The 13,053-nt window shown below is 65.7% G+C and carries 14 protein-coding genes; 5 read left to right on the forward strand and 9 right to left on the reverse strand.

The features are described from left to right. Positions 1-349 precede the first annotated feature (349 nt). Complete coding sequence (locus tag ACWW36_RS14815) at positions 350-853, forward strand: MarR family winged helix-turn-helix transcriptional regulator (protein WP_456142258.1); 504 nt, start codon at positions 350-352, stop codon at positions 851-853. Here the strand turns inward: ACWW36_RS14815 and ACWW36_RS14820 are convergent, their stop codons facing one another. Beyond that, positions 854-1,477, reverse strand: a complete 624-nt coding sequence (locus tag ACWW36_RS14820; protein ID WP_456142259.1) for a TetR/AcrR family transcriptional regulator — start codon at positions 1,475-1,477, stop codon at positions 854-856. It abuts the gene before it with no gap. A 64-nt stretch (positions 1,478-1,541) separates the two neighbouring features. On the opposite strand from ACWW36_RS14820, the gene ACWW36_RS14825 reads away from it, so the two are divergent. Together ACWW36_RS14825 and ACWW36_RS14830 are read left to right on the forward strand one after the other, a co-directional pair. Further along, positions 1,542-2,390, forward strand: a complete 849-nt coding sequence (locus tag ACWW36_RS14825) for an alpha/beta fold hydrolase (protein ID WP_456142260.1) — start codon at positions 1,542-1,544, stop codon at positions 2,388-2,390. Then, on the forward strand, positions 2,390-2,824 hold the full coding sequence (locus ACWW36_RS14830; protein WP_456142261.1) for a hypothetical protein: 435 nt from the start codon (positions 2,390-2,392) through the stop codon (positions 2,822-2,824). Before ACWW36_RS14825 ends, ACWW36_RS14830 begins: the two co-directional genes overlap by 1 nt. 28 nt (positions 2,825-2,852) lie before the next feature. On the opposite strand, the gene ACWW36_RS14835 is transcribed toward ACWW36_RS14830, so the two are convergent. Next, positions 2,853-4,085, reverse strand: coding sequence for a GAF domain-containing sensor histidine kinase (locus tag ACWW36_RS14835; RefSeq protein ID WP_456142262.1), 1,233 nt, complete (start codon positions 4,083-4,085; stop codon positions 2,853-2,855). Then, positions 4,082-4,741 (reverse strand): response regulator, encoded by a 660-nt coding sequence (locus ACWW36_RS14840; RefSeq protein ID WP_456142489.1) that lies wholly within the window; start codon positions 4,739-4,741, stop codon positions 4,082-4,084. The genes ACWW36_RS14835 and ACWW36_RS14840 overlap by 4 nt, the downstream gene beginning before the upstream one ends. Before the next feature lie 107 nt (positions 4,742-4,848). Here ACWW36_RS14840 and ACWW36_RS14845 point away from each other — a divergent pair, with 107 nt between their 5' ends. After that, positions 4,849-5,655: an HAD family hydrolase gene (locus ACWW36_RS14845; protein ID WP_456142263.1), complete on the forward strand. Its 807-nt coding sequence runs from the start codon at positions 4,849-4,851 to the stop codon at positions 5,653-5,655. Positions 5,656-5,659: 4 nt separating this feature from the next. Here ACWW36_RS14845 and ACWW36_RS14850 read toward each other — a convergent pair whose 3' ends face one another. After that, positions 5,660-6,475, reverse strand: coding sequence for an LLM class F420-dependent oxidoreductase (locus ACWW36_RS14850; RefSeq protein WP_456142264.1), 816 nt, complete (start codon positions 6,473-6,475; stop codon positions 5,660-5,662). 144 nt (positions 6,476-6,619) lie between these two features. On the opposite strand from ACWW36_RS14850, the gene ACWW36_RS14855 reads away from it, so the two are divergent. After that, positions 6,620-8,029, forward strand: a complete 1,410-nt coding sequence (locus ACWW36_RS14855) for a DUF222 domain-containing protein (RefSeq protein ID WP_456142265.1) — start codon at positions 6,620-6,622, stop codon at positions 8,027-8,029. On the opposite strand, the gene mmsB is transcribed toward ACWW36_RS14855, so the two are convergent. From mmsB to ACWW36_RS14880, 5 genes are all read right to left on the reverse strand, one after another. Then, entirely contained in the window at positions 8,026-8,901 is an 876-nt protein-coding gene (mmsB, locus tag ACWW36_RS14860; protein ID WP_456142266.1) for a 3-hydroxyisobutyrate dehydrogenase, read from the reverse strand. The genes ACWW36_RS14855 and mmsB overlap by 4 nt on opposite strands. 12 nt (positions 8,902-8,913) lie before the next feature. Next, positions 8,914-10,080 carry an isobutyryl-CoA dehydrogenase gene (locus tag ACWW36_RS14865; RefSeq protein ID WP_456142267.1) on the reverse strand — a complete coding sequence of 389 codons (1,167 nt, stop codon included), beginning with the start codon at positions 10,078-10,080 and terminating at the stop codon, positions 8,914-8,916. Then, positions 10,081-11,598 carry a CoA-acylating methylmalonate-semialdehyde dehydrogenase gene (locus ACWW36_RS14870; RefSeq protein WP_456142268.1) on the reverse strand — a complete coding sequence of 506 codons (1,518 nt, stop codon included), beginning with the start codon at positions 11,596-11,598 and terminating at the stop codon, positions 10,081-10,083. A 100-nt stretch (positions 11,599-11,698) separates the two neighbouring features. Continuing rightward, on the reverse strand, positions 11,699-12,100 hold the full coding sequence (locus tag ACWW36_RS14875) for a hypothetical protein (RefSeq protein WP_456142269.1): 402 nt from the start codon (positions 12,098-12,100) through the stop codon (positions 11,699-11,701). A gap of 42 nt (positions 12,101-12,142) precedes the next feature. Further along, entirely contained in the window at positions 12,143-13,048 is a 906-nt protein-coding gene (locus ACWW36_RS14880; protein ID WP_456142270.1) for an RNA polymerase sigma-70 factor, read from the reverse strand. Positions 13,049-13,053: the final 5 nt, after the last annotated feature.

The following is a 13,053-nucleotide window of genomic DNA, read 5'->3' on the forward strand; positions in this document are numbered from 1 at the left end:
CCGCACGCCCTTGTTGGCTTCGGCGATCTCACCGGGGTTGAGGCCGCGCTGTCGCAGCGCTGAGATGCTGTGCTCCAGATCGTCGACGGCGAAGTTCAAAAGCCCGGAGCCTGCGCGCTCGTCGTCGGCGAAGACCTGCACCCAACCGCCCGGCAACACCTGCCATTCGACCAGCGTTGGCATCGGGTTGTTGTCGGCGGGACGGCCGAACAACGCCTCATAGAAGCGGTTGCCGTTCTGCAAATCGGTAACCGGCACAACGGCCAGCAGGTGATCGACTTTCATTCTCGTCCTCATAGGTTTGGACTACTCGGCAGCGCCCGACTCATCGCGTGCGGTATGAAAAGGCGTGCCCTCGCAATACGACGAGCATGATCCGATCGCGTTGGCCCGCGCCAACTGGGAGCGCTCGGGCTGGGGTGACGTCGCCGACGGCATGGTCGCGGTGACATCGGTGATGCGAGCGCACCAGATTCTGCTGGCCCGCGTCGAAACCGCGCTGCGGCCGTATGACCTGAGTTTCTCCCGCTATGAACTGTTGCGGCTGTTGGCGTTCAGCCGCACCGGTGCGCTGCCGATCACCAAGGCGTCCGACCGGCTGCAGGTGCATGTCACCAGCGTCACCCACGCGATCCGGCGACTCGAGGCCGACGGGCTCGTCGAGCGCATCCCGCATCCCACCGACGGCCGCACCACGCTGGTGCAGATCACCGACCTCGGCCGCTCGACCGTCGAGGATGCAACGGTGACGCTGAACAACGAGGTTTTCGGCGACATCGGCATCTCCAGCGACCAGTCGCGCGTGTTGGCCGAGTCGATCGAGACGCTGCGCCGCAACGCCGGAGACTTCTAGTCAGCCGGCGCTGAGAGCGTTGATGAGTCGGTCCATGACGGCACCTGCTTCTCGGCGTGCCTTGTCATGGTCTTCGGCCAGCGCCACATAGAACGTCGCCTCGCGCATTGCCCCCAACAACGTCAGCGCGGTCGCGTCGATTGGCTGCGGCGGGATCCGGCCGGTCTCGACGGCGCTGGCGAGCAGCTCGCGAACCAGCCCGGTGTTGTAGCGGTTACCGATCTCGGTCCATCGCGTCCAGCCCAGCACCGCCGGAGCGTCAACGAGGGTGATCCGCTGGACCTCGGGTTCGGAGCAGGCGTCCAGCCAAAACGCCGCGCCCAGTCGCATGATCTCGATTGGGTCTGTTTCGTTTGCGGCCGCGATGGCCTCGCCCATGCGCGCGGCGACTTCGGCCTCGACGCGCTCGAACACGGCGGCGAACAGTTCGGTCTTGTCGGGGAAGTGGTGATACAGCGCGCCGCGAGTCACGCCAGCTGCGCGCACGATCGCCTCCAGTGCGACGTCGGCGAACCCGCGTTCGGCGAACAGCGGCCGGGCGGCCGCGACCAGGGCCTCACGTGTTTCCGCAGCGCGCTCAGCCTGCGTCCGGCGAGTGTCGTCCATGTCGTCCTTGTCTCGCATACATACGGTATGTATCCTCATGCATACTGTATGTATGCGATGCCTATTTTAGTTGGGAGTAACGATGCCCATCATCGATTTGCCTCAGGGGCGCGTTCAGTATCGACTGGCCGGGCCCTCCACCACTGCGGCGCCACCCGTTGTGTTCGTCCACGGGCTGTTGGTCAACAGCGAGTTGTGGACACCAGTGGCCGACGAACTCGCGACCCGCGGTGTGCGCTCGTACGCAATCGACTTGCCGCTGGGCGCACATTCGGAGGCCATGGACGCGGATGCGGATCTGAGCCCACGGGGAGTCGCGCGGCTGATCATCGCGTTTCTGGACGCTCTCGACATGACCGACGTCACCCTGGTCGGCAGCGACACGGGAACTGCGTTGTGCCAGTTCGTGATCGACACCGACGACACCCGGATCGGGCGGTTGGTACTCACAAACGGCGACGCATTCGAGCACTTCCCGCCGCCGTCGTTCGCACCGGTCGCGAAAATCGGCAGCCGTGCTGCCGGCGTTTACGCGCTGATGACGGTCATGCGGCCGACGTCGATCCGGCAACGCATCCAGAACCAAAACGTTTCGAAGCCGATGGATCCAGCGATGACGCGGCGCTGGATCACACCGGCCCTGACCGATCGGGGGGTGCGGCGCGACACCGCGAAGGTCATGCGCGGTCTCGATCCGATTGAACTGGTTGAGGTTTCGAAACGGCTGCGGCGATTCTCCAAGCCGGTCGTGCTGCTGTGGGGTGACGCGGATCAGTTCTTCCCGCTCGACCTCGCTTACCGGTTACGCGACGCGTTCACCGACGCGCGGCTTGTCGAAATTCCCGGCGGACGACTGTTTTTCCCGCTCGACGAACCGCAACGGGTCGCTGACGAGATCCAGTCAGCACTACGAATGGAAGGAAGATCGTGATGTCGACAGCTACTGCAGGGATCAAAGCGGAGGAGTTCTTGCGTTGGGCGGCCGTGGCCTCGGCGGTCGGATTTGGCACACACGCCATTGATCACGTGCGCCGCGGAATGTCAGCCGCGACAACGGTCGTCATGCTCGGCGGAGGTGCGGAGGCGCTGGCCATCGTCGTCACTGTTTTCATGGTGCTGACGCGACAGAGGTGGGCGGCGCAGGCCGCGATCGTCGCCGGATTCGGCACCGCACTGGCATCCACCTACGGCCATCTGTTACCGACATTCCTACCCGGTCTTCAGGACAGCTTCGTCTCACCGCCGCACATTGGTGTGACGTGGTATTCGTGGGTCAGCCTCGCTCTGGCTTTGGCCACCGGAATCCTTTTCGGCTTCGCCGGAATTCGGGCGGTGCGTACCAAATCGCTTGGGTACCAACGCTGAACCCTCGCGCGAGCTGGGGGACAGGAAGTCAGCCTTCTGCGACTTCTCGCGGGGAAGAGGGCAGCGGAATCGTCGCCGTCACGGCCGTTCCCGAGCCGGGGCGCGACCGGATGTTGAGCCGGCCACCGACGATCTCGGCCCGTTCGGCCATCGACAGCAGGCCGTAGCCACCCATCTCGTCACTGCCCAGCGGATGCTCGAATGTGTCGAAACCGATTCCGTCATCGACGATTTCGAGTCGGGCAGTGTCATTGTCCACAGCGAATGTCAGGCGGGCGGTCTTGGCCTGGGCGTGCTTGACGATATTCTGCAAGCATTCCTGCGCGATGCGGTACAGCGCGAGCTCGATGTGATCGGGCAGCCGCCTTTCGGCGAGGTCGACCTCCATGTCGATCGCCGGAATCGAGCGCGCAAGGCTGGCCAGACCGCCGGCAAGACCGAGGTCGTCCAGCACGGGCGGCCGAAGGCCGCTGATCGCGGCGCGCGCTTCCCCGAGCGTCAGATCGACCAATTCGCGTGCCTTGCTGAGTTGTTCGGCCACCATATTCGGGTCGTCGACGGCGCGGCTCGCCGCGTCGAGCCGGTATGACAGCGTGACCAACCGCTGCGAAATCCCGTCGTGAATGTCGCCGGCGAGTCGTCGCCGCTCGATCTCCTGCGCTTCGATCACCTGCTCGACGAAGTTCTCGTGGGCGCGTTCGCGGGCCACCAGTTGTCGGTGCAACCGCGCCTGGTGTAACGCGCCCGCGATCAACCGGCCGATCACCAGGAGCAGTTGGACGTCGCGCTCGGTGAACTCGCGCCGCTCGACGGTATGCACGTTGAGCACGCCGACCAGCCCGCCGGGATCGGTCTCCATCGGCACCGACACCATCGACGTGAAGTCCTTGCCGCGCAACAACTCAAACGGCATGTAGCGCGGATCGGCTTCCTTGTCGTGGGTGATCACCACCGGTTCTCGGTGGCTGGCCACCCACCCGGAAATGCCCTGACCCAGCGGCAGCCGGATTTCGCCGACCGCGGCGTCGAACGGCGGTGTCGCACCCGCAAGCGTCAACGACCGGTCGGTGTCGTCGAGCACGTGGACGAAACACACATCGCTGGCGGTGGCGGCGGTGATCATTCGCGCGGCCGCGGCGGCCAGCGGTTCGACGCCGGGCCCTTTCGACGCGGCCTGGATCAGCTCGCGGAGCAGTGCTAGTTCGCGATCGGCGTCGACGAGGTCGCGCACCGCGTTGGGTGGTCGTGTTCCCGGCCTCATTTGTAGATCCCTTCCCGCAGCGCAGTCGCGACGGCCCCGGTGCGGTCGGTGACGCCGAGCTTGCGGTAGATGGAGCTGAGGTGGCTCTTGACCGTCTCGTCGCCGATCACCAGCTTGGTCGCGATGGCGCGGTTGGACAGGCCGTTGACCACAAACGAGAGAATCTCGCTTTCGCGTTGGGTCAGGCCCTGCCGGGCGCCGGGCCAGAATTCGTCGCGCTGCAGCCGGGCCGCGGTGTCCACGGCCCTGGCCGCCATGCCGGGATCGATCGCCGTTTCACCCTTGCGCACGAACTCGAGCTGGCGCACCAGCTCGTCGCTGCTGATGCTCTTCAACAGGTATCCCGACGCGCCGACGCGCAAGGCCTGAAAGAGGTACTGCTCGTCGTCGTAGACCGACAGCATCACGACCTTGCGGCCGGGGTCGCTCTCGCGCAGCTGCAGGCAGAGATCCAGGCCGCTGGCACCCTGCATACGCACGTCGCACAGCACGATGTCGGGGTCGAGCTCCTCGACGACGCTGAGCGCGCGCTCAGCACCGACGGCCTGGCCGACGACCTGCACCCGGTCGGAGAATGCGGCCAGCATCGCCTTGAGGCCCTCGATGACCATCTCATGGTCATCTACCAGCACGATTCGTACCGGCGCGGCCGTCATCATGGCACCACCTTAGAACTGGGATTTCGCGAGCTAGATGAACTTGGCCTGGCCAATCCCCCAATTGGGGGAGGACCGAGACCTGTGATGTGGGCCACTCTAGCTGGGTGCCTACAACGCAGCAGACAACGTGGCGGGCAGGACGGTTCTGGTGGGACGCCACCACGCCAACGAGAACCGAGGTTTATCCGCTGCGCGCGGTGATCTTCGACCTCGACGCCCTGACCGATATCGAATGCGACGGCCATCGGGTCGCGTTCAACGCGGCATTCGCCGAGCACGGTCTGGACTTCGAGTGGTCAGTCGCGCGCTATCGGCAACTATTGGCTCTCGGTGACGAGCGGCAGCGCGTCCTGGCCGAATTGCGCAAGCGAGGGGTCGCCACCGAGGTTGATGTGCTGGCGGAGTTGCTTGCCGACGAGATCTGCTCGACCAAGGCGATGATGCTGCAGGAGTTGATCGCGGACGCCGATCTGACGCCGCGCCCCGGGCTGGTCGACATCGTCATGGATGCCTTTGCCGCCGGTGTCTGGGTCGCTGTGGTGACCAATGGCGAACGCAGCTGGGCCGAGCCGCTGGTGCGGCAACTCGTCGGCGACGGGCTGGTTGAGACTGTCGTGACCGCCGATGACGTGAAGAAGTCCATGCCGGACCGTGAGGCCTATCAGAACGCGCTGTGGGAGTTGGGAATACCCGCCGAGAACGCGATCGCTGTCACTGGTTCGGCGGCGGGGCTGCGCGCGGCGACCTGCGCGGGCCTGGCCACCATCGTCATCACCGGCGGTGGCACGCCCGATATTCCGGCGGCCGCGGCGGTACGCGAGGACTACGACGGCGTCAATCCGCTGCGCATCGCCGATTGTCAACAGCTGCACGGCCGTTGGTGGGCCGCTCACAAGCGCTCAGCCGCGTAGGCGTTCAGCGTTTGGTGTCGCGCCAGTCGACAAGCTTCTCCACCGTGCTGAGGTCGTACTTTCCCTCCGACGCGCGGACCTCGGTATGGAACAACGTGGCTCCGACGGCCAGGTAGGCGTCCGCCGATTGCGGATCGGTCCATAGCGTCGAGCGCTCGATATCGCTGTCGGCGCGCCCGAATTCGGCGGCCAGTTCGGCGACGCGGGCACTGGCCTCGCGGTAGGAGTCGATGGGCAGGAAGGTGTGCCAGATATTGGCATGGCGTGCGACGGCGGGCAAGGTGCGCTTGGGACCGGATCCACCGATCAGGATCGGGATCTTGCGCAGCGGTGCCGGTTGCAACAGCTCGAACCGGCGCTCGATGCGCAGCAATCCCTCATCGAAGTGGTCCGCCCGCGATTTGACCGTTCCGTATTCGAAACCGTAAGTGGTGTAGTCCTTCTCGTACCAGCCAGCGCCGACGCCGAGGATCGCCCGGCCGCCGCTGATGTGGTCGACGGTGCGCGCCATGTCTGCGAGCAGATCGGGGTTGCGGTAGCCGATACCCGCCACCAGCAGACCGAGTTCGGCGCGGGTGGTGATCTCGCCCCAAGATGCCAGCGCGGTCCAGCCCTCGAAGTTGTTGACATCCGGCTGCACCTCGGCCAGCACCGGCTTCGCGTCGACGATCGACTCGATGAACGGCGCATGGAAGTGGTCATAGCCGAAGATGACGTCTACCCCGATCTCCTCGGCATGCAGGACAGCCTGTCGCCAGGTGGCGTAGTCAGGGGTGTCGGCGGGCTGAATTTGAACGGCAACGCGTACGGGAAAGGTCACTCAGGCGACAAGCAGGGCTCACCGCGATTTATTCCACGCCGCCCGCTGTCAAGTCCAAATACGTTGAGAGCCGGCATCTGTGGATAAATTCGTGACTGGGGATAACTTTCTCGGACGTCGGCCGCGACGGGCATAATCGCACATATGTTCGGCTCGGAGTTCTCGACGGCGGATGACGCGACGGTCGTCGCCGCCATCGAGGAGGGCGCGAGAGCGGAAGCTGCTGCCGGGGCTCGCCGGCTGGCCGCCATCGCTGAACTCGCCCGGCGCCGAGTCGTTGACGATGACGAGCAGGCGAACTGGGCGTTCGACGGTTGGGCTTCAGCGGCAGCCGAGGTGGCAGCGGCGATGACGGTGGGCCATCGCCGGGCCTCGGCGCAGATGCGGATCGCGGTCGCGCTGCGTGACCGACTTCCCCGCGTTGCGGCGCTGTATATGCAGGGCACGCTCAGCTCGCGGGTGGTCTCCGCGATCACTTGGCGCACCCAACTCGTGGAAGACGGCGACGCGCTCGCCCTCATCGACGCCGCCCTTGCGGATAAAGCGAACAAATGGGGTCCGCTCTCGGAGGACCGACTCGATGACGCGATCGACGCGTGGATCTTCCGATACGACCCCGCGGCCGTGCGCCGGTCTGAATCATCCACGCGTACAAGGGACTTCTCGATCGGAGATCTCGATGATCCTGCCGAAACCACCTCGGTGTGGGGTCGGCTATTGGCCGCGGACGCGGCGGTGCTCAAGCGTCGCGTCGCACAGATGGTGCAGGGAGTCTGCGACAACGATCCTCGCCCCATCGGCGAGCGCCGCTCGGACGCGGTGGGCGCCATCGCTGCAGGCAGTTTCCGCCTGGCGTGCCAATGCGGTTCGAAGACCTGCCCGGCGGGGGATGCACCGATTTCCTCGAACGTGGTGATCCGGGTTTTGGCGGAGCAATCAGCGGTCGACGCGGCAGCTGGTTCTGCCGAGCAGCCCCCGGTGACGCCGCCCGCGGCGCTGATCGTCGGAGAGGGCGTCGTGCCGACACCGTTGCTGTCGAAGTTGATCCGCGGCGGTGCCAAGGTCCGTCCGATCACCATGCCCGGCGATGAGCCGGAACCGCACTATCGACCGTCGGCAGAGTTGGCCGAGTTCGTTCGGATGCGGGATCTGTACTGCCGCGCGCCAGGCTGCGACGTGCCGGCCGATCGTTGCGACCTCGACCACACCATCCCGTATCCGATCGGGCCGACCCACGCGTCGAACATCAAGTGTCTGTGTCGAACTAACCATCTGATGAAGACGTTCGGCGGATGGCACGACGTTCAGCTGCCTGATGGCACCGTCATTTGGATCTCGCCCAGCGGCAGGAAATACATCACCAAACCTGGCAGCCGGCTGTTCTTCGAGACATGGGACACCACCACCGCCGACCTTCCGCCCCCCTCGATCGTGGTGCCGAACACCGGCGACCGCGGCCTGATGATGCCAAGACGACGACGTACCCGTGCTGCCGAATACGCCGCGTGGGTCAGGGCCGAACGCGCGCGCAACGAAGCGCCCGCACCGTTCTAGCCGTTGCGGATCATTTCGATGACAGCGCTGAAATCCTTGTCGGCGTGGTCGGCGGCGAACTTCGCGTAGATCTCTGCGGCGTGGCTGCCCAACGGCGCTGACGAGCCGGTCGAGTTGACCGCGTCCATCGCCAGGCCGATGTCCTTGTTCATCAACGCGGTCGCAAAGCCGGGCTTGAAGTCGTTGTTGGCCGGTGACGTCGGAACAGGTCCTGGCACTGGGCAATTCGTGTGGATGGCCCAGCAGTTGCCGGTAGCGCCGGTGATCACGTCGAACAGCGCCTGCGCCGACAGGCCCAGCTTCTCGGCGAGCACGAAGGCTTCGCCTGCCGCGATCTGCTGCACGGCCAGCACCATGTTGTTGCACAGCTTGGCGGCTTGGCCGGTGCCCGATGCGCCGCAGTGAATGATCTTGCCCGCCAACGGCTCCAGCACAGGTCGGGCCCGCTCCACCGCATCGTTCTCACCGCCGACCATGAATGCCAGCGTGCCCGCCGTCGCGCCCTTCACCCCGCCGGACACCGGGGCGTCCAGTTGCGCGAAGCCCCGTTCGGTGGCCTGCGTGTGGATCGCGCGTGCGTCGTCGACCGAGATGGTGGAAGTGTCGATGAACAGCGCGCCCGGCTTGGCGGCGGGCAGCGCTTCGTCGTAAACGGCCTTCACGATGTTGCCGTTGGGAAGCGACGTGATCACGACGTCTGCTTCTTCCGCCGCCTGTGCGACGCTGTCGAAGATCTGCGCGCCCTTGCTGGCAGCGACCTCTTTCGCGGCGGGCACGGGGTCGAAGCCCCGCACAGTGTGGCCCGCGGCGAGAAGGTTGGCCGCCATCGGGCCGCCCATGTGGCCCAACCCCAGGAACGCGATCGTGGTCATCGAGCGGCCTTTCTATGCGGACGCGCGGGCACGGGCGGCTTCTGCCCGTCCGATGACCACGCGCATGATTTCGTTGGTTCCCTCGAGGATGCGATGCACCCGCAAGTCGCGGACGATCTTCTCCAGCCCATACTCGCGCAGATACCCGTAGCCGCCGTGCAGCTGAAGGGCCTGATCGGCGACCTCGAAGCACGCGTCCGTGACGTAGCGCTTGGCCATCGCGCAGAGCTCGACCTTGTCGGGGTGGTTGTCGTCGAGAGCTGTTGCGGCGCGCCACAACAGGATTCGCGACGTCTGCAGTGCAGTAGCCATGTCGGCGAGGGTGAACCGGATGGTGGGCTCGTCGAGCAGTGACCCGCCGAAGGCCTGACGGTCGGCGAGGTAACTTGCCGCCTTGTCATAGGCCGTCTGCGCACCGCCGAGCGAGCAGGCCGCGATGTTGATGCGCCCGCCGTTGAGCCCGTTCATCGCGATCCCGAAGCCGGTGCCTTCGCCGTCGGCGCCACCGAGCATCGCATCGGCAGGCACCCGAACACCCTCGAAGACGACCTGCGCGGTGGGCTGAGCGTTCCAGCCCATCTTCTGCTCGTCGGCGCCGAACGTCAGTCCCGGCGTGTCCTTTTCGACCACGAACGCGGAGATGCCACGCGGGCCCTCGCCGCCGGTGCGGGCCATCACGACATAGACGTCGGATGCTCCCGCACCGGAGATGAATTGCTTGACGCCGTCGATCACATAATCGTCGCCTTGGCGAACGGCCTTGGTGCGCAACGCACCGGCGTCGGATCCGGCGCCGGGCTCGGTCAGGCAGTAGCTGGCGATCGCCTCCATCGAGGCCAGCCGCGGCACCCAGTCCTTGCGTTGTTCGGGACTGCCGAACGTGTCGACCATCCACGCGCACATGTTGTGGATCGACAGGAATGCCGCAATCGTGGGGTCGGCCGTCGCCAGCTGTTCGAAGATGCGGACCGCGTCGAGCCGGCGAAGTCCGCTGCCGCCGACATCCTCGCGACAGTAGATCGCCGCCATCCCGAGCTCGGCAGACTCACGCAACACATCGGTGGGGAAGTGGTGACTTTCGTCCCACTCCAATGCGTATGGCGCCAGGCGCTTTTCGGCGAACGCGGCCGCCGTCTCGGCGATTACGCGTTCGTCGTCGTCCAGACCGAAGTAGTCCATTTACTTCATTGTCGGGATGACGAACTCGGCGCCGTGACTGCCCGCGGGCCACCGCTGCGTCACCGTCTTGACCTTGGTGTAAAAGATGATCGACGACGGACCGTGCTGGTTGAGGTCGCCGAAGCCGGACCTCTTCCAGCCGCCGAACGTGTGGTACGCCACCGGCACGGGAATCGGCACGTTCACGCCGACCATGCCGACCTGGACCCGGGACACGAAGTCGCGTGCGGTGTCGCCGTCGCGAGTGAAAATCGCGACGCCGTTGCCGTATTCGTGCTCGGAGGGCAACCGAAGAGCCTCTTCGTAGTCCTTCGCGCGCACCATGCACAACACCGGGCCGAAGATCTCGTCGGTGTAGATCGACATGTCCGGGGTGACGCGGTCGAACAGCGTCGGTCCGATGAAGTAGCCGCCCTCGAGATTGGCGTCTCCGAATTGCAGGTCGTCGCTGGTGCGTTCGCGACCGTCGACGAGGATCTCCGCTCCCGCGGCCACGCCCTGGTCGATGTAGTCGCGCACCCTGGCCAGCGCCGCACCTGTGACCAGCGGGCCGTAGTCGGCCTTCGGGTCCAGGCTGTGGCCGACCCGCAGGTTGTTGACCCGTTCAATCAGCCTGGCGCGCAAGCGGTCTGCGGTCTGGTCACCGACAGGCACCGCGACGCTGATCGCCATGCATCGCTCGCCGGCGCTGCCGTACCCGGCGCCGATCAGCGCGTCGACGGCCTGGTCGAGGTCGGCGTCGGGCATCACGATCATGTGGTTCTTGGCGCCACCGAAGCACTGTGCCCGCTTGCCGTGCGCCGCGGCGCCGGCGTAGATGTACTGCGCGATGTCGGAGCTGCCGACGAAACCGACGGCCTTGATCTCCGGGTGCTCGAGGATGGCGTCGACGGCGTCCTTGTCGCCGTGCACGACCTGGAACACGCCGGGTGGAAGCCCTGCTTCGAGGAACAGTTCGGCCAGCCGGACGGGCACAGAGGGATCGCGCTCGGACGGCTTGAGGATGAATGCGTTGCCGCACGCCAGCGCGGGCCCGGCCTTCCACAGCGGAATCATCGCGGGGAAGTTGAACGGGGTGATGCCGGCGACCACGCCCAGCGGCTGCCGAAGGGAGTAGACATCGATGCCGGTGCCCGCGCCCTCGGTGTATTCGCCCTTGAGCAGGTGGGGGATCCCGACCGCGAACTCGATCACCTCGATGCCGCGCTGGATGTCGCCCTTGGAGTCCGCGAGGGTCTTGCCGTGTTCCAGCGAGAGCAGCTCGGCCAGCTCCTCGATGTTCTTGTTGACCAGGTCGATGAACTTCATCATCACGCGGGCGCGGCGCTGCGGGTTGAACGCGGCCCACTCCTTCTGCGCCTCGACGGCGCCGGCGACTGCGGCGTCGACGTCGGCCGACGAGGCCATCGGCACTGTGGACTGCACCTCGCCGGTGTTGGGGTTCAACACGTCGGCGGTGCGCTTGGACTGTCCGGCGGTGCGCTGGCCGTCGATGAAATGCGGAATCTGTGTGGTCATGAGTCTGTCCCTCGCCCGAATGGCTGAATACTTGGATATCCTAGTATTGGCGGTGACGGGCATGCAAGGGGGCAGCTCAGCTACCGCTTTGAGACTGCGGTCAGATCGACCTTGGCGAGCGCCACGACAGTGCCAGCAGCGTGAGCGGAAGCAGAATGGCGATCGCGAGCGCCGTGGTCTCGCCGATCGCTTGCGATGGTGTGTAGTGGTCGTGGTGGGTGACGTGGAATAGCAAGTGGGGGATGGCGAATAGCAGGTAGGCCGCCAGCGCCGTGCGGACCATGATGCGATCCATCGTGATCGCGGCGACTGCCGTCACCAGCCCCAGTGCCAGGTTCATTGCGCCGTAGTCGCGCATCAGATGCTCGGAAAATGGTGGGGCCAGGTCCACCCAGGGGACGTGGTCGTAGAAGGCGCGAGGAGCCAGCGTCGCCACCAATCCCACCGCCAGTTCGACGAAGGTCAGGAACCACATGCCGGCGCGGAGCAGACGGTGGTTCATCGCATCTGCTTCTGTCGGCGAAGTCTGAGGGTCGTCACACCCTTATGAACCGAATGGGGCAGGCGGATGTGACAACTGCCGCCCCAGGTACTGAAGTTTGTCGGGATTCGCCACGATCCGCAGCGCCTCGATCCGGTCGTCGACGGTGTCGAAGAACAGCACACCCGCCAGTGTCGGGCCGACGAAGCCGAGCACCGCCGGTTCGCCGTTGACCTCCGCGTCGAGATCTAGCCGTATGTCGACCAGCGGGCGGCCGAATGCGCCCGCGAGGTAACGGGCCACCTTGTCGCGGCCCGTCACCACACGGCGCGCCGCAGCCACTTTGCCCCCGCCGTCGGCTGTGGAGGTGACGTTGTCGGTGAGCAATGTGACCAGTGCGCTGACGTCGCCGCCGCGAGATGCGGTGAGGAATCGTTCGACGACACGGCGCCAGTGCGCGGGATCCGGCAGGAACCGGGCGGCGGGTTCACCCAAGCGCTCCCGGGCCCGGCGGTGCAGTTGCCGGGCGTTGGCTTCCGAGACTTCGAGGATCTCCGCGATGTCGCGGTGGCTGTAGGCGAATGCTTCACGCAATACGAACGCGGCGCGTTCGGTGGGGTTGAGCCGCTCCATCAACGTCAACAGCGCAATCGACACCGACTCGCGCTGCTCGGCAGTTTCCAGCGGGCCGAGTGTGCCGTCGCGGGTGCTCACGGGTTCCGGCAGCCATGGCCCGATGTAGTTCTCGCGGCGGGCACGGGCGGATGTCAGTTCGTTGAGGCACAGGTTGGTGACGATCTTGGTCAGCCACGCGGGCAGCGACCTGATCGCCGATCGGTCCGCCGCGTGCAGACGCAGGTACGCGTCTTGGACTGCGTCTTCAGCCTCGCTCGCCGAGCCCAGCAGTCGGTAGGCGAGCCCGAACAAGTGCGGACGCTGCGCCTCGAACTCCTCGGCGAGGTCGGTCACAGACC

The organism is Mycobacterium sp. MMS18-G62, assembly GCF_053877835.1.

Coding starts and splice junctions, on each gene's coding strand:
- ACWW36_RS14820 (WP_456142259.1), bottom strand. CDS start 1,477: ATGCGAGACAAGGACGACATGGACGACACTCGCCGGACGCAGGCTGAG.
- ACWW36_RS14825 (WP_456142260.1), top strand. CDS start 1,542: ATGCCCATCATCGATTTGCCTCAGGGGCGCGTTCAGTATCGACTGGCC.
- ACWW36_RS14830 (WP_456142261.1), top strand. CDS start 2,390: ATGTCGACAGCTACTGCAGGGATCAAAGCGGAGGAGTTCTTGCGTTGG.
- ACWW36_RS14835 (WP_456142262.1), bottom strand. CDS start 4,085: ATGAGGCCGGGAACACGACCACCCAACGCGGTGCGCGACCTCGTCGAC.
- ACWW36_RS14840 (WP_456142489.1), bottom strand. CDS start 4,741: ATGACGGCCGCGCCGGTACGAATCGTGCTGGTAGATGACCATGAGATG.
- ACWW36_RS14855 (WP_456142265.1), top strand. CDS start 6,620: ATGTTCGGCTCGGAGTTCTCGACGGCGGATGACGCGACGGTCGTCGCC.
- mmsB (WP_456142266.1), bottom strand. CDS start 8,901: ATGACCACGATCGCGTTCCTGGGGTTGGGCCACATGGGCGGCCCGATG.
- ACWW36_RS14865 (WP_456142267.1), bottom strand. CDS start 10,080: ATGGACTACTTCGGTCTGGACGACGACGAACGCGTAATCGCCGAGACG.
- ACWW36_RS14870 (WP_456142268.1), bottom strand. CDS start 11,598: ATGACCACACAGATTCCGCATTTCATCGACGGCCAGCGCACCGCCGGA.
- ACWW36_RS14875 (WP_456142269.1), bottom strand. CDS start 12,100: ATGAACCACCGTCTGCTCCGCGCCGGCATGTGGTTCCTGACCTTCGTC.